Origin of the sequence: Halalkalicoccus tibetensis (genome assembly GCF_037996645.1) — an archaeon.
Taxonomy (GTDB): Archaea; Halobacteriota; Halobacteria; order Halobacteriales; family Halalkalicoccaceae; genus Halalkalicoccus; species Halalkalicoccus tibetensis.
Window position 1 is genome coordinate 264813 of sequence record NZ_JBBMXV010000006.1, and the last position, 21116, is coordinate 285928.

The following is a 21116-nucleotide window of genomic DNA, read 5'->3' on the forward strand; positions in this document are numbered from 1 at the left end:
TTAGCCAAACAAGTTGAATGAACATTAGACTTACCAATAGGTATCGTCGCATCGAGCTGCCTGGAAATAACTACTACGGCATTTGTACAGTGAGTTCGATACCAAGCACCCTCGAGTACAGTGTCTCAGCCAAGAAGGACTCGTAGATCATTGCTAATGCGGGCTCTCACGGTTGGCTCAGACTCCTCAGGGATGTCCAAGTGATGGAAGTCGTTCATAACGCGGGTCATTGCCAACGCCTCGTAGAGTGGTTCTGGAGTTACGAGTACGTTGGCACGATCCGGCGCTACTGTTCGATATCCTTCTAGCATTGCTTCCCGTACCAAGGAACGTCGATCCGAGACATCAGGGAGACCCGCTAAGAACGCCCCGCTGAAGAGATAGACCGCAAATTCAAAATCAAACGTCGCTGGCACAGCCAATGTATATCCCCAATCAAGCATCGCAGTGATTTCGCCTGTCGCGGGGTCAATCAGGAGATTATGCAGTCCGTGGTCGTTGCGGCCCAGGACAGGCTCGAACGGTCCCTGTAGGTTTTCGATGCTTGCTTCGACCCAGTGGCGCAACTGGGGTGTGAGTTCCGCGAATCTCGACTCAGCATGTCGATCGAGTTCACGTGTCGCGTATGCCTGCAGGCATGTTGGCCAGTCGATATAGGGATCGTTGACGGTCAGTATTCCTGGATCACCACTGGGTCGGTCGCCAGTTAGTGCAGGCCCGTTGTGACGAACGTGGCCGAAGTTCTCGAGGACCGGAATGGAGTGCAATTCGGCCAAGTATTCTCCCAGTTCTCGAGCGAGTCGCCGAAGCGCTTCGTCTTCGAGCTGACCGATCCGTTCGTAGGCGACGGCCTCACCGGCGAGTGCTTCCATGATGAAGTACGGTGTCGGGAGGGTTTCGTGATCATCAGTGATTCCGTGAACTTTCGGAACGGGGATTGTAGTCTGGGTGTTGAGCGTCGCTTGGAGGCGAGCTTCGGTTGGAATCGAGTACGTCTGTCCATCGGGGGAGGCCTTCACATAGAGATCACGGGTCGTGTTGTTGCTACTAAGGATAATTTGGTAGGTTGAACAAAAGCCGCCCTCGGCTGGGGTTGCGTCTCGAAGTTCCCAAGCTGGGTTGACTGTCTGAAGCATTTCCTCCAAGGTCGACTCGGAAATCTCTCTCGCTTCAGGGATATCGTCCATACACCAGTTTCTGACTCGTCTTTTAGAATGATTTGGGATACTCTTGTGTGAGGATGCTCGCCCGAAGTTATATCCAACAACTGGAATCAATCCATAGAGAAGGAGGATACTGATGACAGCAATCTATTTTGATCTTGATGGCACACTCATTGAGTACGACAGCTCGTTCACGGAGATCTACGATGCAACACTCCACGAGCTCGGTGTCATACCCCACAGCGAAAGCGAATATGGTGCGGTTTTCTTTGATGTTCTCGGAACGGTCGATGATCCCTTTGCGACAGCGATCGCACGGACGTCAGTTGATGTCGACCCTACTGCGTTTAGCGAGACGCTTGTTGCAAAGGAAATTGAGAACGTGTCTGCGAGGACAGGGGCGCACACCCTCTTGGAGTCTCTTTCGGGAACGTATCCGCTTGGTGTTCTTACGAACGGAGTCAGCCGTGCACAGCACGGTAAGCTCCACGCTACTGAGCTAACAGATTACTTTGACTCGATTGTCGTGTCCGGTGAGGTTGGTGTGCGAAAGCCGGAGGCAGATATCTATCGTATCGCAGAGCGCCGCCTTCCAGCAGACAAGTACGTGTTTGTAGCCGATGATTTCGATCGCGATGTCCGTCCAGCAATCGAATGTGGGTGGTATAGGATTCTTTTTGGAGACGAAGTGCCTGATGACGTCCCCAGTGTACAGCAGTTCGATGAGATACCACATGTATTGGACGAGATAGATACCTGTTCACGATCATCGCCTAGCTAGTACTGTTTGCACGTCCTCATTGGACAGCACAACAGTCTAATAGAGTGCGTTCCTCATACCAAGTGAAGTGGCCACTTCCCAAGTCATCTGCTGGCGCTGGCGTGCCTTCCGGGAAGTGGATAGTATCGCATTGTAGAATCGCTCGGGCTTCACTCGAGGGATTCGCTGTCGATGCTCACTCGCTTTCCTGATTGCATCGCTTCCAGAGTGACGACATCATCCACTACTACACATGCCAGCAGACCCAGACGACTTCACCGTAACACCGTACGCCGTCGAAGGCGAGATCGATTATGACCGCCTGCTCGAACAGTTCGGCACTGACCGACTGACCGACGAGCGGATCGCACAGTTCCCGGAGCCCGTTCACCCGCTTGTCCGCCGAAAGTTGTGATGGGGCGCGGTCCGCCAGGACCGATGCACATCAGTATCACCAATAAATCCTTGTGAAGATAAAGAGACAAAGCAATGTGAAATTAATTTAAAGCCATTATCACGGGCAAACTCTTATAGATTGAAATGAGAATGTCAGACATTCGAAGGCACCATCAACGCAAAGTTACGGAGACATAACGCTTCTTGAGGAGGTATAGGATCCTTACAATGACAGCCTGATATTGCAGGATCTACGTAGAATAACCTATTGGCTGTAGCTTCGTCATTGAAAGTGAGCCGATTGATTAGCCACAGATCATGCTCACAAATGCCTCGAAGAGAAAGTAACCTCGATCAGCGACTAATTGGATTCAGCGACGCCGCCCTCGACGGGAAGCCGAGGTAGACAACTAAGCCCACGCAGAGAGCTGCAAAACCGATCTGTGCAATGAGATGCGGAACGAACAACGCAGTAAAGCCAACTACGAGGAAACCAGCTCGTGCTGGGAGGCTGATTTTCTCACGGATGTTCCCGCTGAGCGCAATACTCATCGCAACGAATGCGACGAGAACGATGGCAAACACCGGGATTGTCATCAGGCTTGGGTATAGTAGTGATTGGTTGAAAAGAAAGGCGTAGGGTAAGAGGAACATCGGGAAGCCAATCTTCAGCGATTCAATTGCGGTCTCCCAGAATCCAGATCCGGCGATTCCCTGTGCGATAATTACGGAGAGTGCGATTGGAGGTGTGATATTCGCGACGATCGCGAAATAGAAGACGAAAAGATGAGCGGGTAACTCATTGAGACCGATCGTAGTAAGTGATGGTGCGATCAGGATCCCGACGATCATGTAGGCCGCCGCTGTTGACATCCCCATTCCGAAAGCAATCGAGGCAATCATCGCTAAGACAAGTAGGATGAGGAGGACACCTCCAGAGATAATAACCAACTGGGTTGAGAGACGCTGGGCGAAACCAGTGACCGTCAGCGCACGAATAACGATCCCGAGGCTTGCTAGAAGGATTGTGATATTGACCGTTACCTCTGCACCTCGACGGAAGCCCTCGAGCGTCTCACGACCATAGTACAAGAGCGTAGAGGAAGTCTCGACGTCGTCTGTTCGTATCTCGTTGAGCGTGCGGACCAGACGAAGTGCTATTAGTGTCAGGATGCTGTAGAAGCCAGCGAGCATCGGATCGGCCTGAATATATACTAACCAGTAGAGGAGCATGACGAACATACCGATATACTCGTAGTGGCGAAGCACACCTATTGTTCGCTCACCAATCGAAAGCGGATCGCGTTCGCTTCGGAGTGAACGAGTCGTCGTGTCTCGGGAATTGAGAGTCACTGAGGCGCTAGTCGTAAGGAAAAAGAGGAGAGCGGGTGCAGTCGCAGCGACGATGATATCCGAATACGCTGGCTCGATGAGCTCTGCCATCAGGAACGCACCAGCCCCCATGATCGGTGGCAGCACCTGGCCACCGCAAGAAGCAACCGATTCGATTGCAGCAGCGAGTTTCGGCTTGTAACCGTTCTCCTTCATTAAGGGAATCGTGAATGCGCCTGTTGTCGCAGTGTTTGCGGCAGTCGATCCGTTAATCGACCCCATTACCATACTCGCTGCAATCGCAATCTGCCCGATTTCCAGATACGGGTTCTGCGACGCGTACCGACTTGCGCCTTTGATGAACTGCGCCATCCCTCCATACGTCTCCATCAAACCAGCCAGCAGGAGGAAAATAACGACCCAGGTTGCGGATACCTGTAGGAGCGTTCCCAGAAGGCCCTCCATCTCGAGGGTGTTCATCGTAACGACTCGCTCGACCGAGAGACCACCGTGAGCGAGAAATCCAGGCATGTACGGACCGAAGAGAGCGTAGACGATACCACTGGCTGCGACAGCTGCGATTAGCCGCGAGATAATCCAGAGTGGGATGAATATCAAGACGATCAACGCAACACCCATCAGGAAATCAAGATCGGTATAAGCACCGGTTCGGAGGACGATCTCACCGTAGAAAGTGTGCATATAGTAGAGTGGAACGACAGCAAGGACGCTATAGAGTGCGTATCCAACAGAGGCAAGTTTTCCTCGCAATACTTCTCGATCAGTCTTCAGAAGCTGGAGAAGTCCCCATAGCGAGAGAATAAGTGCGAGGTGGATTACCCCATGATTGTCCCGTGAAAGACCGATTGTGTATGCGTACCACATGTGGTAAACAAAAAACCCAATTGCGAATGCGTAGATGATAAGCTCAAAGACTCCCTGAGATCGTAACGACGCTGTGTACGTTTCGCGGAATTTTTCGTCGATTCTTCGTTCAAGCTGCTCTACCGTCTCGATCTCATCTTCGGTTTCAATGGCTTCAGGATCTGTTTCAGTGCCAGTTCCAGTCCGGCGTGGCCCATCACCCGAATCGGTAGATCCACTCACTCTTCCGCCTCCGGTGGTGCGGTGAGGTCGTAATCGTCCCAGATTCCAATGTCTTGGTAGTAGTTATATGCCCCTTCGTGAACCGGGACGTCAGGATGAAGATTGCCAACGTAATCGTCGGGGTCAGTGAAGAATCCCATTATATTCTCTTCTTCATACATATCTTCACCGTACTCGTCGGTGATCTCACACATCTCGTAGATCACCTCTGGATCGCGCTCAGCTAGTGTGACCCAAAGATACGTAAGGGTAAACGTATCGATCGGTTCTCCGTAACCCTCAGTGATGTCGTCGACCTCACCTTCATCGAGCTGGGCGTACTCGCTGTATTCGAGGTCGTTCTCGACGTGTTCGACAAGATCATCATCGAACTCCAAGGCTACCCAGTTGACGGTCGCATCAATCTCTTGGAACCATCCGATCGGGACAGACCGGTTGGATGCCCACGTGACAGCCGCGTCGATTTGACCAGCTCGCATTGCTTCCGGTATATCAGCGAACGCCATGTACTCTGCATCGATGTTGTCCATTCCAATTCCGAAATCGAGAACTTCTTCGTAGGGCACTCGTGCAGCGGCCCCCGCAGAGGAAACAGCGACCGATCGGCCCTCGAGGTCTTCCCAGGTCTCGATACCAGCTTCGCGGTTCCCGATAACGAAATTGTAGAAGCCCATGTACCCCTGAATTTGGCGGATATTCTCCGCATTCTGCATCTCCTCGCCATCATACACTCCGTCCTCGATAGAGGAGCCAAGGGCCTCTGTCGTACTGCCACCGACCTCGAAATCGCCGGAATCAGTTCGTCGATACGACGCTCCTGTCCCCTCGGTTACAACCGCTTCAAGATTGACGGTCTCGGAGATATCCTCTCGCTCGATGAATTCGGCATATCCCGAGCCAATACGGAAGGAAGACGATCCTTCCGATGAGGTGCCGAGTGACCACTCCCCCTCATCTCCTCCTCCTCCGCCTGCATCACGGACATCATCAAGACATCCGGCAACAATGATTGTCCCGGCACCACCCATCTGTGCTAGTAGCTCCCGCCTATCATATGACATAAAACATCAATAATGACCATCTATTATAAACATTGCGTATGCTCTCCGATCTTAAAACTACTATTAGTTATAATACATAATAATTCACTATGACAAATAGGTAGCGACAGTAGGAGTGAATGGTTCCAAGGATGATCTCTTATTTAAAAGCGGGACAAGTATTGGAACGCCATTTGTGACGGGATTAGTTGCTGTATTGCTCGCTGACTCACTTACGCAGGGTCACTACCAGCTCCTGCAGAACTCAAAACGGCAGTCATCCAAGATGCTAGTAGGTTGCACAAGGCAGCTGACGATGTCTGGATGGGTTGCTCGTGAGGAGTCGGTGGCGGCCGATCCCGACGATCAGACGGCCGTTGAGACGGTTGGGGCCGCCTATGAAGCCTGGGTGGGCGATATCGGCTATGATCCCGCAACAACCGATATGGCTGGTGGTGAGCTCGAAGCCGAGGAGGGAGGAGACATGGCCGACCCATTCGCCAGGCGCTTCACGATTACCATTTCGACGAGATACAGGGGGCCCTTAGTCTATCGACGAGGTGAAAAGACGGAAGAAGTCGGGATAAAGCTCTATTTCGACGTGGGCGATGGCAACGATCCTTGGCTGGATATCTAATCGACGGGCCATTACTGGATATGGGTGCTGGCGCTGGACGGCATTCACTCTACTTTTAGGACCAATTCGAGACCGTCGCAATCGAGCAAAATGAAACGCTAGTTGAGATAGAGTACGATGGAATGCTTGGAGAGCCCTGGTTATATAGACTCTTCACACCCGACCGTGTCCGCGACGCAGCCAATAACACGGACTGGGAAATTACTGAGGTAAGGTACATGACAGAACGTCTCTATAATATTGCCTTAGAAAAGCGGTGAAAGCACGTTTGGAGTCCCAATGAATTGTTTCGTTGAATTTTCAGACCCGTCTAAGATCCGTAACATCCAGACTAACCGAAACGAATGACGAGGGAATGCTGGAAACACTCTCTTTCCTAATATCGGGTAGGGAAGCTCATACCAGAGCCTATCGTCATATGGATACGTCGCGTCGGTGTTCGAAGATCACCTCTGAATGTTAATATTTCGGATAAAATAATAAAATGTATTAATTACAAATAATATGATAACTCACGGATGAGCAGACGATCCCCGTGGCAGTGCTTTCCGGGACGATCGGCGCTGGCAAACAGAGAACATAGTGACCGCAGCCCATGAGCTCGATACCTGCCAAGATGACTGTTCCGAACTGAACCGTCACGCACAATAGGTGCTGTAGCACGGGTCACCGAGGTTACGATCCGAAACCGCTACCAAGAACAGATCCGCGCAATGGGATTTAGCGAATAGCGACATTCGGCGCCACGTAATCTAATATCGTTTGATGTTTTGAGATGCTCGAAATGTCTTGTTTTGTAATTCGAGCCGTAGGTTTCATTTACCAGAAACGCCTGCGCCAGCGTGCGTATTTCGTACGGTGCTAGCTCATCGCACTGATCATGTGGAGCCAAATCAACGTATTGGAATAAGTGTTCGTAAATAAACTCGCTAACCGATTGTGAGCCTCGTGAGCAAACCAGACTGATACGACAGTCTGAATATTTTCTTCGAATCCGCCGAGTGAGCTTCGGCGAAACTCTTGAGACCAAACGGACCGGTTCCGATATGATGTACGAACGTCAATCGGGGCGCTTTCATGCCGCAGGCTATCGCCTTCTCGCGAAACAACGCCCGCAATCGGTCGTGGAGATCGACGATGAGAACGTCGGACCTCTCAAACGGTGTGTCTTCGAGGAGATGGTGGATGGGCGAGACGACCACGCTGAATCATTTGCTTCGTAAGAGCGACAATCGCGATCTCGAAACCTCATCCATATACTAGCTACTGACCCGTGTCCGCTGGAATGAAATTTCGGTAAGATAGTGAATAATTGTATTTGAATTTTACAGTCCAGACGTTCCTGAGTGAGGACCAGCCACCTCTTCGCTACCTACGCTATCACTTTGGCCACCTCACGTTCGTCGAGGTCCTAGTAGTATGCGATGTCAAAAAGCAGCGCCTTGATCGTATCGCACTTGTAGCACCGGTAATCCACGTGTTTTGTATTTTCACGTGTACGAGCGATCAGGGGCTAATCCGAGTACAGCCATCCGGTGTTCCGCTGGGTATACGCCCATCGGAACCTTTTCTAGTATAAAACATTGCAGAGGTGCAAATGGGTAATATTTATTAACCTATAAAGCATAGTTGTTAAAATGGCCACAAAGAGCGGTAACGCAACCCAATCCGAACTGGACTACGATGTGCTTATTATTGGCGGCGGACCAGCGGGATTGAGCATTGCACTCCAGTTAGGGCGCTCGCTGCGAAGCGTCCTCGTCTGCGACGACAATGAACCACGCAATGGGCCAGCAGCTGAGGCGCATGGTTATCTTACACGAGATGGGATCGACCCACAAGAACTCCGCCGGCTCGGTCGTGAGGAAGTGACCGGATACGGCGGCGAGTTCCGAGATGCGCAGGTAACAAACATTGCCACAGCTCAAGATAGGTTCACGAGCACGCTTGATGCTGGCGAGACAGTCACGAGTCGAAAGGTCGTGTTAGCGACTGGTATAAGCGACGTGCTCCCTGATACCGACGGATTCGAGGAGCTATGGGGAAACGGAGTCTATCACTGTCCCTACTGTCATGGCTACGAAGTTCGTAACGAACCACTCGGAGTTTTGGTCACAAACGAACATATGATCGAATATGCGAAGCTTATCTATAATCTGAATGATGATCTCGTCGTGTTCACCAATGGGCAAGACATCTTCGATAAAAAAACACGGTCTGCGTTCGTCGAACGAGGGATCGAGATCGAAGATAAACCGATCAACGCGCTCAACGGTTCCAATGGACTCGAAAGTGTCTCACTCACGGATGGTCGGGAGATAGCCCGTCACGCACTCTTCTACCCTCCACCAATGACCCAACACAGTAAACTAGCTGAGAAGCTCGGTCTCCAAGTGAATGCAGCTGGACTCGTCGAAGCAGGGCAGTCAGAACATGGTATCGGATTTACGTCGATCGACGGACTGTTCGTCGCAGGCGACGCCTCAGATGCATCGGTTTTATCGATTCCGTCTGCCGTTGCTGATGGGCACAATGTAGGTGCGACTATCAACATGGAACTCTCGCAAGAAGTGTTTGAGAACGGTTAGAAGTGGCTGAGAATGAATCGGCTCAAGAGGACATAGAGCGGCGGCCAGCAGCACATACGCCCACCGCCGCCACGACAGCCAGAATACCGACGGTGGTATACAGCGCGAGAGCGACAGCGACGGTCGCCACACTGACTGTGATCACTGAGGGCTGATGGACGAAGCGTTTGCGTTGGCGTCGTTGTTTGTGTTCTAGTTCGGCTTGTATCCGGGGTCGTTGCATTTTGGATTCCGGATCGATGCTCGGGTACGACGGAGAGATGTCTCTCTGGGTCCCGAGCGCTTGCTGTGGTCAGGTACCGACCGCCAGAAGATGCGATCAACTATGAACAGCAAGTCAGCACCGACTCTATAGTGCTGACTTAGCGTTGTGGCCGTTGTAACTCACGCCAGACACTTCCCTCTATACAGCTTGGAGTATGTACTACCTCTCGGTCTATCAGTTATCGATCACCCGGCGGTACTCCGATTCCACGAGGACCACGGGGTCGACCTCACGACGCGGTTCTGGGAACTCGAGTGGTGCTACAACCCGGAGTACATTACCATTCGCTCCGAAAGCCCACTCGATGTCGTTGTCAGTATTCCACTCGACGACAACCGGCTCATGGTGGTGATCGACGAGACGCTAACTGTTAGAGTAGAGTGGATTGAGGCCGAAACGATTGAGGATTTCACCCCCTAAGGAAGGGAACTTCTAGAGTAGCCTCGTCCTGATTGCGACGCGGAACCCACACCACTGACAGCGGTTTCGTACGAACCGGGCCGACCGGTATCACGATCGTTGTGATCGGGTGAACGAGCAAGCCTCCACAGAGAGCGTGATGTCCTAACACCAAGACTACAAGAAAGAGCATAGTTCGAACCAACCACCCCGGGCAAGCCCTCCTCTCCTAGTGACAACTCCGAGCAGCCTCTTCCCAATATAGTAGCAGTAGAGGGAGTCGAAACGGGTTCGTCGGTTCTACCTTCGGAAGCATATCACACTACGGCCTAATCGGATACTCAATCCATCTCAATTTTGATGTATGTTGAGCTATCCTTAGTAGAAATATCGGTCATCTCGACATTGGATCTGTTCATGAGTTGCAGGAGATCCGGATCCATCGATGAATCTGGAGCAAGACGGATCGTTACCCGTTGTCCAGTAGCAGTTGATTGGTGATTGATAATCCGTGCTCCTGGTCCTTGCTCTTCATCCCGTTTGAAATCCTGTGCTCGTATACTCTCAAATAGAGCAGTAGAGATCCACTCCCGCAACCATCTCATTTGTAGTGAATCCCATCTGATTATACAAATAACTTGTCAATAGATAGAACTGCTAGAATCTACTGTTGTAAGTAAGGTTGGCAGTTCAAAGTTTTCTGAAGGAAGCAACTGAAGTATATCCAGTTTCTGGCAATTGTTGCACCTGCCTCCGACTATCGAAAGTGCCACGTTAGCACGTATGAACGATGGAAGAACGCTGTCGGCATAGTAGAACCCGTCAGCACGAATAGTGAGATCTCACACGTCTGAGCGACACCTACCGGAGTGGGACGTGGTTTACCGTCGGCGCACGTTGTTCAGTTCGTATGGCCGACATCGACATCGCACACGAGTACTTCACATGGGAGCTCGTTCAGCAAGTCGCCGAAGAGAACGGCTACTTCGAAGAGGAAGGTGTTGAGACGGACCTCTCGTACTTCGCGCCGGGTACGCAGGATTTCTCCGACCAAGGCGAAAACGCTTACGAGACCGATTGGTGGGAGGATCTCGACGAGCAGGGTGAGACTCACGGCGTCTGTGAATGGAACGCCGTTCAGGAGGCTTCTGAGACGGACCGCCAGATCATCGGATCGTATAGCGAGTGGGATCGTGTTCTGTTTGCACCCGCTGATTCCAATATCGAATCGATTGAAGACCTGAAGAGACGATCGATTGGGATCAACAAGTACGCGACCTCGTTCTATTCGATCCCAGAAATGCTCGAAAACGAGGGCTTTGAGGAAGAAGAGATCGTACTCGAGCATATTGGTTCCGCCGAAGACCGATTCGAGGCCGTCAAAGCCGGTGAGATCGATGCGATTGGTGTCCTTGAACCCTACGTGACCCTTGGGCGGTACGACGACGAACTCAAAGCAGTCTACGAAGGTCCCTGCCGTGCGGCCCTTGTTGCATCGTCCGATATCGACCCGGAACAGGTCTCAGCGTTCCGTCAGGCGCTGAACCGAGCCGTCGAAGACATCAACAACAATCTCGATCGATATCGAGACGAATACGTTGATCTCCTCGAAAAGGCTGCAGCCGACGACGAGGAGAGTTTCGAGGATGTCGACTTCGATCGTCTTCGGAACGACTTCGAACTCCGGAACTTCCTCCCTGTCCGAGCGCCCGACGAAAAGCGAATCGAAGGAACAACCGAGTGGATGACTGAGAAAGGCTACGTGGACGACGAGGACGCTGTCACGACGATCGAAGACGAGGTGTCCTCGGACTAACCGATCCAGTCGGTTTGATTCGGTTCGGCTCCGGTTCCCGGTTCGCCGTAGCCATCTCAACCAATACCATCGTCAGTACCCTCTCATGCCTCAACTCCTCACCGTTATTACCATCGTCGCCTGTATCTTCGCCCTTGCGTACGTCGTCTATGCGCGGGTACTGAGCCAGTACTTCGAACTCGATGATGAGCGACCGACGCCTGCCCATGCACACGAAGACACCCACGAATACGTCCCCTCACGCAAAATCGAACTCTTCGGGCACCACTTTTCCTCGATTGCAGGTGGCGCACCAATTATCGGTCCGATTACAGCAGCGCTGGCATGGGGCTGGGCACCAGCTTTGATCTGGATCGTCGTGGGAACAGTTGTTTACGGCGGGTTAAACGATCTCGCGACACTCACCAGCAGTATGCGTCATGAAGGCCGCTCAGTCGGTCATATCTTTGGTAAGTATGCCGGTAATCGAGGCAAGCGGCTTCTGTTAACGCTTGCTATAGTCGCGAATCTCTTGGTGATCGGGGTTCTCTCGCTGGTTACGGCTGTCATTTTCGATGCCTTCCCTGCTGCAGCCACAGCCTCAATCGTGTATCTACTGCTCGCGATTGCGTTCGGGTTCGTTCGTCGCTACACACCGGTTCCATTTGTCCTCGCGACGATCGTATTTGTTGGAGGCGTGTTCGGTGGTGTCTTTGTCGGACTCGAATATCCAATTACGCTTATTCCAGCAGGCGAAGCAACGCTGTTGCCCACAGTTATCTCGCCCAATGTTTCGGCATGGCTGGCAGTATTACTTCTCTATGCGTTTGCTGCGAGCGTGCTGCCAGTCTGGACGTTGCTCCAGCCCCGGGATTTCCTTTCTTCGTTTCTACTATACGCCGGCCTCGGCGGTGCGGTCCTCGCAATCATCGTGGGAACGCTCTTTGGCACTGCTGAGACATCGATGACGATGAATTTGGACCCCTTTACTGGCTTCATGAGTCCTGCATTTGAGGGCATGGGGCCGTTATTGCCAATGTTGATCCCGACGATTTTCTGTGGAGCGGTCTGTGGCCTTCATTCGATGGTCTGCTGTGGGACAACGCCCAAACAGATCAACAAAGAGACGGACGCGACCGCAATCGGATACGGGACGACGTTGGCAGAGGGGCTTCTGGCGGTGATCGCGATCGGGACGGTTGCGGTCATTCCAACGATCCCCTCAGGGGAAGGAATCGACCTCGCACTACCGGCGTTTGCTGATGGTGGTGCATTGATTCTCTCGAGCCTCGGCATTCCGACCGGCGTTGGTGCTCCGTTTATGGCATTAGTGCTATCTGCGTTCGCCCTCACGACTGTTGATACTTCGATTCGACTTGGACGCTACTTCCTCGATGATATGATCGATACAGACACGACTGCGAATGTGACCGCTCAGGCGATGACGAACAAATATCTCAGTGGTGGAGCCCAAGCGATACTTGCGTATCTGTTGGTCGCCAGTGGAAGCTGGGCAACGGTCTGGCCACTCTTTGGGGGATCTGTTCAGGTCTTTGCTGGTCTCTCGATGATAACTGTTGCAATCTGGATCGTGAACTGGGATGAGAGAAAGTCAGTTATAGCGTTCCTTGCAGGAGCGGCATTTATTCTTATAGCAAGCCTCTCAGCACTACTCTATATTGCATCGCAAAACGCGCGTTCGTTGCTTGATCCTACGTGGGTTGTAGCAGCGACGCCGATCGAAGTTGCTTCCGTCGCGATTCAGGTACTCGTTGTCATTATCTTATGTGGATTTACCGCAGAAATCGTTCGACTTGCTTATCTCCATGTGAGCGATCAGCGTGGCTCTCCGATACGTCGATTTGTTCCTGGAGACGACTAACAGCATTTGCTGTTCCTGTTCGTTCCAGTGGGTAGCCAGATTCGATTGCAGGATAGTCGTACCTAACCACAGACGGTAAGACCTATCTGTAGGACACCATTCGCACGCCGATCTATCGTTCCAGTTGTCTTACTACCGGAATGCCGTCGGAGTGAACCAATCTTCAGTAGCGTAGTGAGTGGTTCAGCGTTAACTACCATACCAGTATGCGATCGGCTAGTGGTGGGCTACTCGTATCGGGGTGGAATAGAGTTCAGGCCTGTGCCCGCTCGACAGTCTCCTCGAGGTGCTGTTCACAGGTGTATTCTGAGAGTACGTCATCAGTCAGAACGTAGTAATCGGCCTCGTGTTCACAGTCATCGGTCACACATGGCCGTGGTGTATTTTACTCGCCAAGCCTGAGGACGAGATCAACACCAGGTCGATCGAGACGATCTACCATAGCTACCTCTCTTTCAATGGACCACATAATTCCTCTAGATCTGAAAAACTCGTCTGTTCTACGATGGCTGTCTGAACCCAATAGGTCTAGATCAATCAAGCCGAACAACCGTGTTCTATTCAGTTGAGCGATTCGATCGCGGTTGTAACATTCATAGTGGGTAGAACATTATGCTTGACCTCGGTATCTAGCTCACTAGAGAGACGGCTCACAATCAACCGAAGCAAAGGTTGAATCTCGGAACTCTCCATTCAATGATCAACACGAGTTGTCTGCCGGTACGCGTCACGATCCTCGTGAAAGCAGTCTCCGACCACAATTGCATCAGCACCCGCACTGAGAACAGCATTCGCTTTCTGCCCTGAATCAATCCCACCACCGTACAGCAATCGCGTCTCACCAAGAACTGTCGCCGCCGCGTTGACAGCAGTCGTGCCTCCAAACTGGCCCGAGTACTCAACATAGAAGAGCGGAAAATCATAGAACACTTCGGTAGCGAGAGCAGCCCCCCGAACTTCATCCAGTGAGAGCGATTCTGTAACCCCTGCAGTAGAGGCGGCTCGCGAATCAGTATTCTGAATTACGTACCCAACAGCACAGATCTTCTCAGCGATGCTCGCCATCGATCCACTCTGGCCCAGTAATCCCTCAAAATCCGAGCTAAGCTGGGTGAACATCTGCAGATGTTTGCCGACAAAATGGGTCTGATCACCGTTGTAGATCGCAGGCACGAATAGCTGATCGACAGCTGCAATCGTCTCGACTGAGACGTGCTGTGAAGAATACGGCTCCTGTAACACCGGTATCTCAGGAACCGAATCTACCACTTCCTGAATCGTTGTGAGTGCGTTTTCTTCCGTAACATCGTCCGACCCTCCAACAATGACTAGATCAGTGTGCTCAAGCACTCCAAGATCGGCTGGAAGGGGTTTGGCCGGATCAATTTTAGTGATGTGAGTAATGGCCGGCCACTCAATCGTCATGACCGATAGTTCCGTCTACACGGGCAAATGAACTCGTATTAGCTGTTCACACTCAGTCCGAGGGACACTCAGTACGAACCGCTCGCTGACGATACGAGTTATAGATGTTCGTCCCCCACTCGATAAGATCCTCATGTGAACTAACGATGATCGCCGTATGCTGGCCGTCACCTATTTCGTTGTATGTCCCGATAGCCACTTTCTGATCATCATAGAGTGCGATTCCGAGCGTCAATCGCTCATCCAATCGAAGCAAATCGTAGTGCTCGTAGGAGGACGTATCCAGCAGATACTGCATCTCTTCGTTCTGAACGATCTTCTCATAGACCGATGTGTCGATGATCCCTTCCCCAGACATTCCCATTGAGAGGAGTCGATAGTACGCCCTGAACAGCGTTGGGGAGTACACAGAGATGAGTGATCGATAGTTCTTGATACGAGGATCACACAGCTTGAGAGCAGCCTCAACAACCAGACCTGGTGAATCAGGCTTCGAGACAACGAGATTCGCTTCCGGAAGGGCATGGGTAGGAAAGTCAGACCAACGCGGCGAGAGACGTTGTAGGAAGGGCGCTTTCGCGATCACCTGCTCTGCAATCGTCTCGAGCTCTTCGTAGGCTTCGAGAGTGCGTTTGCCTGCCGGTAGGAGATGATAGGAATTACTACTGCTCTCACACCATCCGTACTCAGCAAACGCCTGTAGCGTTCGCCAGACTGTTGTATGAGACGGTGACTGCGGGCAATCAGACACCATATCACCTGGGGCTACAGGACGTGCCTGAAGTGTACGGAGTAGCTCTAGGGTCCACTCGGATCGTGTTAGATCCGCCAACTGCTCTTGGGTAACTTCAACGAGCCATCTCTCAGCTGCATCAAGAATACAGTGCCCACCAGCCGTCAACCAGTACTCGTCGGTGTCCGACGCTTGGTTGAGAAGCCCCATTGACAGACAATCAGAGACGTGCGAGGAGACGGTTCGACGTGAGACATCGGCTTGAGACGCAATTGTAGATAATTCAGTTGGGGACTCACGATCTCGGAACGATCGAATCACTGTGAGACGGTCAGAATCGCTGAGCCCGTTAATGAACTCTCGCACAATGAGATGATCGCCGGTTAGCGGATTCGTCACTGTACGCTCCTTCTGCGAACCGACGGTCTCGGCATTGGCCCCCACCATCATTTAATCGCTGCATCCTGCTGTGGATGGCGACGGCGGGATAAAAATTATCATACCATCACAACTTCATATATAATAGTAGCTGAGCCAATTATTGGAAAGTCTCGATGAAGAGAGTTTACATGCGCCCATATCTGACCGGATAGTATGGCCTCTCCGCTGCCGCCGAAACCTGCGGGGCATCCTGTGATTGGTCACGCACTTCGGTTTGCTCGTGGACCGTTTGACTTTGTAGACGCCGCCACGACCGAATGTGGCGACGCCTATCGAATGGAACTACCGGGATCGAACGAGATCTACGCACTCTGTCATCCAGATTACTTCGAGCAAGTCCTTGTCTCAGACGTCGGCTCATTTACCAAGACTGATGACTTCCAGCAGGCGTTTGGGAACGGATTACTATCTACTGATGGAGCCCAATGGCGTAAACAGCGCAACAGTCTGCAGCCACTCTTCTATCGAGACCATATCAGGGGCTTTGCCGAACAGATGAGTGAGTGCACTCAGCGTCGCCTTAAGACCTGGCAAGAAGGAGAAACCCGTGATATGGAAGCTGAAATGCAGAATCTTACCTTCGAGATTCTCTTTTCGACGCTCTTTGGCCGTGAGGTACAGCCTGGGGAGGGTGCTGAGCTACGCGACGCTGCCGACGGTATCAATGACTGGTTCGTCGCTTCTTCCTGGATGTTGCCAAACTGGATCCCAACCCCTGCTCGTCGTCGATTCAAGCAATCGAAAGCCCGTCTTCGCGAGGAGGTTCGAGCGATCCTTGCCGACAACCGAGAGCAATCAGCTACAGAGAGTATGGATATCCTCTCACAACTTAACCGGGCACGGGATGCCGATGGGGGCCTCTCGAAAAAAGAGATCGAGGATCAGCTCGTCACGATGGTCTTTGCGGGCTACGAGACCACTGCAGTCGCCCTCGCATTTGCTTGGCACTCACTCTCCGATCATCCAGAGATTCGAGAAGAGTTCCACCAGGAACTCGAGACGGTCCTTGGTGGTCGGGCGCCGACCTATGAGGATCTCTCAGAGTTAGAAATCACCGAGCGCATCATCAAAGAGACGCTTCGGTTGTTCCCACCAGTACATACGATCCCACGGCGTACGAAGGTACCTGTCGAGTTTGACGGCTTCCACGTCCCAGAAGGCGAAGAAGTACATCTAGCCGTCCTCCATGCCCACCGTGATCCCGAGACTTACGAGAGCCCGACCGAATTCCGGCCTGATCGATGGAAGGGAGACTTAGAAGAAGAGATCCACGACTTCGGGTATGTTCCATTCGGTGGTGGACGACGGACGTGTATTGGGCGAGAGTTCGCACTGTTAGAGGCGAAGATCGTGTTAGCCACGATCGGACAGCAGTTCGAACTTGACGGTGATCACACGACAGAGATCGAGCTGGAACCCCAGCTTACGACCCAATCGAAAAATGGGATTCCGATGACGATTCGGCCTCGATAACTGCAATCGCCAGTATACCCCCGCTTACTACCGTTTTGTAGTTGATCCGGTGTGAGTGCAGGCGGGTAATTTCAGACCGTTTCACACTGTGAACGGGCATGCAATTATACACCTCCCGCAATTTGGCCCTTCTACAGAGTAATCGCAAGCAAGGAACAAGATAGAGCGGTTTGATCGCTCACCAAACGTCGCCTCACACCGTCTCCAAAGGCAGCCCTCCGATCATCACCATAGGACTGTGAACATCGGAGGCTGCCTTTGTGGTGACGGAAGGCGCCAGGGTATCGAATACCAACTGCCCAGCGGCAATCGGTAGTCTACCATCCAATCCACATGACGCCACTCGAACAACAAGACCCTGAGAATAAAGGTCTTCTCACGGTTCAGATCAGTAGCGTAGCACAGCCCCCAGTTCATCTCACAGACAGTGAGGTGATCGCCTAATGCACCGCGAGATCGGCACCGACGTCACCCAACTGTTCGTCGGTACTCGACTCTCAACCACAGCAACCTGCACACAGTGCGCACAGACGTTCGCTCCAGGTGACCCCTGTATCTTGTCTGCAACTCGCCCGGAAGATGCTCCGACCTACGCGATTGAGGCCCTCTACTGTCCCGAGTGTGCTCCCGAAACGATCCCCAACCCGACACTCGGAACGACCGACTACCTTTTCGAGGCCCAACTCGCCCGAACCGAAACAGCGAGCCCACGGCAACGCCATCTAACCCTCCTCAGGGTCGATATCCGGGCCTCAAGCCCACTCGCGGAGGGTACGCCCACTGAACAACCACCAATACCGACTGGCTGTGATTACAGTACACCTCAGGGCGACAGTCACCTGAGCACCGAGCACCGGTCAAACGCCAACTAACCCCGGAGCTCGCATGCACGCGACCGCAGCCACCCAGCGGGAGCGACCGCTTCCGCCGAGCGACGCCCGACCGCCAGTAACAACCACCGACCAACAGCGAGCGACAGTTCTCATCGATTCAATTCCTTACCTCCAATGAGCGACAGCACTACTACCAGCGCACGTACCGCTATCGAACCCAACCAATCGAACACCCAGACCCTTGAGTCACTTTGTGACCACCTCACGACGCTTATAGAGCGCGTTGATGAACTCGAAGCCGAACTCACCCAGAAAGACGACCGTATCGACGAGCTCGAACGCAAACTCGACGATAGAGACGAACGAATTGAGGAACTCGAACAGGAAGTCGAGCGCCAGGACTCACTCCTCGACGCGCTTCGGCGCAAGACCGGCGGTACCCGCGAGATGGTCACGGAACTCCAATCGCGCGAACTCGAGAAAAACGCTCATCTCCAGTGGGAGCACGTCGATCCCAATACTGACTCACTCGAGATCGAGACCGATCGGATCGAGAAATTCACCAAAGACGACGGCACCACGTACGCCCGCATTCCCGGTGGTGAGGACCCACTGAGTCGTGACGGTAAGCCCGCACTGACGACTGGTGACCTCCTTCCGATCCAGCAACTTGCCCGGATGGACAACGATATGTTGCACTCAACTGCTTCCTCGAAGCCCGTACGACTAGCAGCGGAAGTCTGGCAGGACCACGAACAGGAGCAAAGCACGCTCTGGAATCAGGGCTGTAATGGCGTACGCGAGTACGTTGACGCTGGCGAGCTCGCCCAGTGGCTCAGACACAACGAACCGGGGGTGAACAAGGAATATAGCCAGAAGCTCGCCAGTCGAACGATCGATGCGCTCACCGATCTCACTAAAGGTCGTCTCTACGTTACACAGAAGAATCGTCGGAAGGACGGCCTCTCATACAAGGAACGCCGGATCGTCCTCCCTGAGGAGTCCGAAATTCCCGGTGAGACAACCTTCGAGACTGATTCACCGGAGACAGCTGACGTCGGTCGTAAGTAATGTCCCCGGACCCAAATCCCCGTGAGGGCGGATTAAACCTCTAACAGGATACGACTCCACTCCCACGCGAGCGGTTGTTCGTACGGTACGATTACTAGCGGGTACATCCCGTGAACGGCTGGTGACGGCTCTAGCCACAGACCCTTCTGGAGGGTTTCACTCCTGACACCAGCTGTCCGTGGAGACCGCAGTGGTCTCTACTCGCCATCGCTGCTGTCATTGAGTAACGAGATTCCCTGCTCAATGACGGCGCCGGTAAGATAGGTACTCATCTCGTGCTGGAGCGTTCAGATCAATTCAGCCGTTTCCGGTTGGTTGAGACAGCCTTCTATGCATCCCACGAGCGATACTACGGATTGACACGTGGACCTCAACGCCAAGAAATGTCGCTGCGCCGCGATCTGTAAGGTCGTCAGTTAGTAAGATTGCATCACGTGCAGTGGCGATCGCAAGAGCGACGGTTTCGCCCGGACTTACCTCTCATTAGTGGGACGAACAATCCCAAAGCAGAGGAGTCTGTCCAATAGATCCTACTCCATAGATTAGGAATTATCCATCTGTAGTGAACGATAGGAAATAGCGATAAGTAAAATACACCATTGTTTAAGGTTCTTCAGGCTCACTGGAGGATTATGAGGTCAGAGACTACGCCCGTAATCGCACAAGCACTTCGAACCCCGCAAGGAAAGGAAGGTGGTGCTCTTGCCAATGTCCGCAGTGAGGATCTCTCAATCCCGCTGATTGACGAGATCCTCGCCGAAACCGGACTCAGTGGTGAAGAGATCGACGACCTGATGTGGGGTTGTGCTCAGCAACGTGGAGAGCAGGACAACAATATCGCGCGCGTCATTGCCCTGCTCTCGGAGCTGGGTGAGAACGTCCCTGCGACCACCATTAACCGCTGGTGTGCCTCCTCAATGCAAGCGATCATCTCTGCGAGCGATGCAATCCGTGCTGGGCAACGTGACGCGATCATCGCTGGCGGCGTCGAGTCGATGAGTCGAGTGCCGAAGGACGGCCAGTCCTATGATCACCTCCATCCGAAGCTCGCTGAAAACTACGATGTCACCGGGCTACAGATGGGTATGACAGCCGAGAAAGTAGCTGAAGAGTTCGACGTCTCGCGGGAGAAACAGGACGAGTACGCGCTTCGAAGCCACCGACGCGCGGCGGCGGCGACCGATGAAGGCCGCTTCGAGGACCAGATCGTTCCTATCAAAACCGAGGATGGGATCGTGACCGAGGACGAAGGGATTCGTCGTGACACCTCGATGGAGGCACTCTCCGGGCTTCCGACAGTATTCAAAAGTGACGGTAGTGTCACCCCAGGTAATGCCTCACAAATCACCGACGGTGCTGCTGCCACTCTTGTCACGAGCCGCGGATTCGCGAAGGACCATGGTCTCAACGTGCTCGCGGAGGTCGGCTCGAACCACGTCGCAGGTGTGGATCCCACGATCATGGGAGTTGGTCCCGTCCCCGCGACGAAGGGGCTGCTCGAACGCACTGGACGAGAGATCGACAACTACGACCTCGTCGAACTCAACGAGGCGTTCGCGAGCCAAACACTCTACTCACAACGCGAGCTTGGCGTCTCTGATGACCGGTTTAACGTCAATGGTGGCGCGATCGCATTGGGTCACCCGCTGGGTGCAAGCGGTGCTCGTCTACCTGTTACGTTGATCCATGAACTGATCGACCGTGACGCCGATCGCGGGTTGACGACGCTTTGTGTTGGTTTCGGCCAGGGCGCGGCGATCGAGTTCTCACGATAGG

At 52.9% G+C, this 21116-nt stretch carries 14 protein-coding genes and 1 pseudogene; 10 read left to right on the forward strand and 5 right to left on the reverse strand.

Translation table 11 applies throughout. The annotated features are described in order from the left end of the window. Nucleotides 1-125: 125 nt before the first annotated feature. On the reverse strand, nt 126-1187 hold the full coding sequence (locus WOA58_RS17715) for a phosphotransferase family protein (RefSeq protein WP_340605619.1): 1062 nt from the start codon (nt 1185-1187) through the stop codon (nt 126-128). A gap of 112 nt (nt 1188-1299) precedes the next feature. Here WOA58_RS17715 and WOA58_RS17720 point away from each other — a divergent pair, with 112 nt between their 5' ends. Together WOA58_RS17720 and WOA58_RS17725 are read left to right on the forward strand one after the other, a co-directional pair. Beyond that, nucleotides 1300-1944, forward strand: coding sequence for an HAD family hydrolase (locus tag WOA58_RS17720; protein ID WP_340605620.1), 645 nt, complete (start codon nt 1300-1302; stop codon nt 1942-1944). A 232-nt stretch (nt 1945-2176) separates the two neighbouring features. Then, a pseudogene (locus WOA58_RS17725) lies at nt 2177-2370 on the forward strand (tryptophan--tRNA ligase); the annotation flags it as partial. Nucleotides 2371-2673: 303 nt separating this feature from the next. Here WOA58_RS17725 and WOA58_RS17730 read toward each other — a convergent pair. Together WOA58_RS17730 and WOA58_RS17735 are read right to left on the reverse strand one after the other, a co-directional pair. Further along, nucleotides 2674-4758 carry a TRAP transporter permease gene (locus WOA58_RS17730; RefSeq protein ID WP_340605622.1) on the reverse strand — a complete coding sequence of 695 codons (2085 nt, stop codon included), beginning with the start codon at nt 4756-4758 and terminating at the stop codon, nt 2674-2676. Next, nucleotides 4755-5819, reverse strand: coding sequence for a TAXI family TRAP transporter solute-binding subunit (locus WOA58_RS17735; protein WP_340605623.1), 1065 nt, complete (start codon nt 5817-5819; stop codon nt 4755-4757). Before WOA58_RS17735 ends, WOA58_RS17730 begins: the two co-directional genes overlap by 4 nt. A 295-nt stretch (nt 5820-6114) precedes the next feature. Here WOA58_RS17735 and WOA58_RS17740 point away from each other — a divergent pair, with 295 nt between their 5' ends. The 5 genes from WOA58_RS17740 to WOA58_RS17760 all read left to right on the forward strand — a co-directional run bounded on the left by WOA58_RS17740 (nt 6115) and on the right by WOA58_RS17760 (nt 13364). Beyond that, nucleotides 6115-6435, forward strand: a complete 321-nt coding sequence (locus WOA58_RS17740) for a hypothetical protein (RefSeq protein ID WP_340605624.1) — start codon at nt 6115-6117, stop codon at nt 6433-6435. A 1637-nt stretch (nt 6436-8072) separates the two neighbouring features. Then, entirely contained in the window at nt 8073-9023 is a 951-nt protein-coding gene (locus WOA58_RS17745) for an NAD(P)/FAD-dependent oxidoreductase (RefSeq protein WP_340605625.1), read from the forward strand. A gap of 370 nt (nt 9024-9393) precedes the next feature. Further along, entirely contained in the window at nt 9394-9708 is a 315-nt protein-coding gene (locus WOA58_RS17750; RefSeq protein WP_340605626.1) for a DUF7351 domain-containing protein, read from the forward strand. An 889-nt stretch (nt 9709-10597) separates the two neighbouring features. Next, a complete protein-coding gene (locus tag WOA58_RS17755) occupies nt 10598-11503 on the forward strand; it encodes an ABC transporter substrate-binding protein (RefSeq protein ID WP_340605627.1) in 906 nt (301 codons plus the stop codon). 85 nt (nt 11504-11588) lie between these two features. Continuing rightward, a complete protein-coding gene (locus WOA58_RS17760) occupies nt 11589-13364 on the forward strand; it encodes a carbon starvation CstA family protein (RefSeq protein ID WP_340605628.1) in 1776 nt (591 codons plus the stop codon). Between the two features lie 693 nt (nt 13365-14057). Here WOA58_RS17760 and WOA58_RS17765 read toward each other — a convergent pair. Continuing rightward, a complete protein-coding gene (locus WOA58_RS17765; protein WP_340605629.1) occupies nt 14058-14789 on the reverse strand; it encodes a geranylgeranylglyceryl/heptaprenylglyceryl phosphate synthase in 732 nt (243 codons plus the stop codon). A gap of 52 nt (nt 14790-14841) precedes the next feature. Beyond that, nucleotides 14842-15732 (reverse strand): transcriptional regulator FilR1 domain-containing protein, encoded by an 891-nt coding sequence (locus WOA58_RS17770; RefSeq protein WP_340605630.1) that lies wholly within the window; start codon nt 15730-15732, stop codon nt 14842-14844. Nucleotides 15733-16116: 384 nt separating this feature from the next. Between WOA58_RS17770 and WOA58_RS17775 the strand changes: the two genes are divergently transcribed. From WOA58_RS17775 to WOA58_RS17785, 3 genes are all read left to right on the forward strand, one after another. After that, the gene (locus tag WOA58_RS17775) at nt 16117-17436 is read left to right on the forward strand and encodes a cytochrome P450 (protein ID WP_340605631.1); all 1320 of its coding nucleotides are present in this window, start codon (nt 16117-16119) and stop codon (nt 17434-17436) included. Nucleotides 17437-18443: 1007 nt separating this feature from the next. Continuing rightward, a complete protein-coding gene (locus WOA58_RS17780; protein ID WP_340605632.1) occupies nt 18444-19340 on the forward strand; it encodes a hypothetical protein in 897 nt (298 codons plus the stop codon). Between the two features lie 632 nt (nt 19341-19972). Further along, nucleotides 19973-21115: a thiolase family protein gene (locus tag WOA58_RS17785; protein WP_340605633.1), complete on the forward strand. Its 1143-nt coding sequence runs from the start codon at nt 19973-19975 to the stop codon at nt 21113-21115. The last annotated feature ends 1 nt before the right edge of the window (nt 21116 follow it).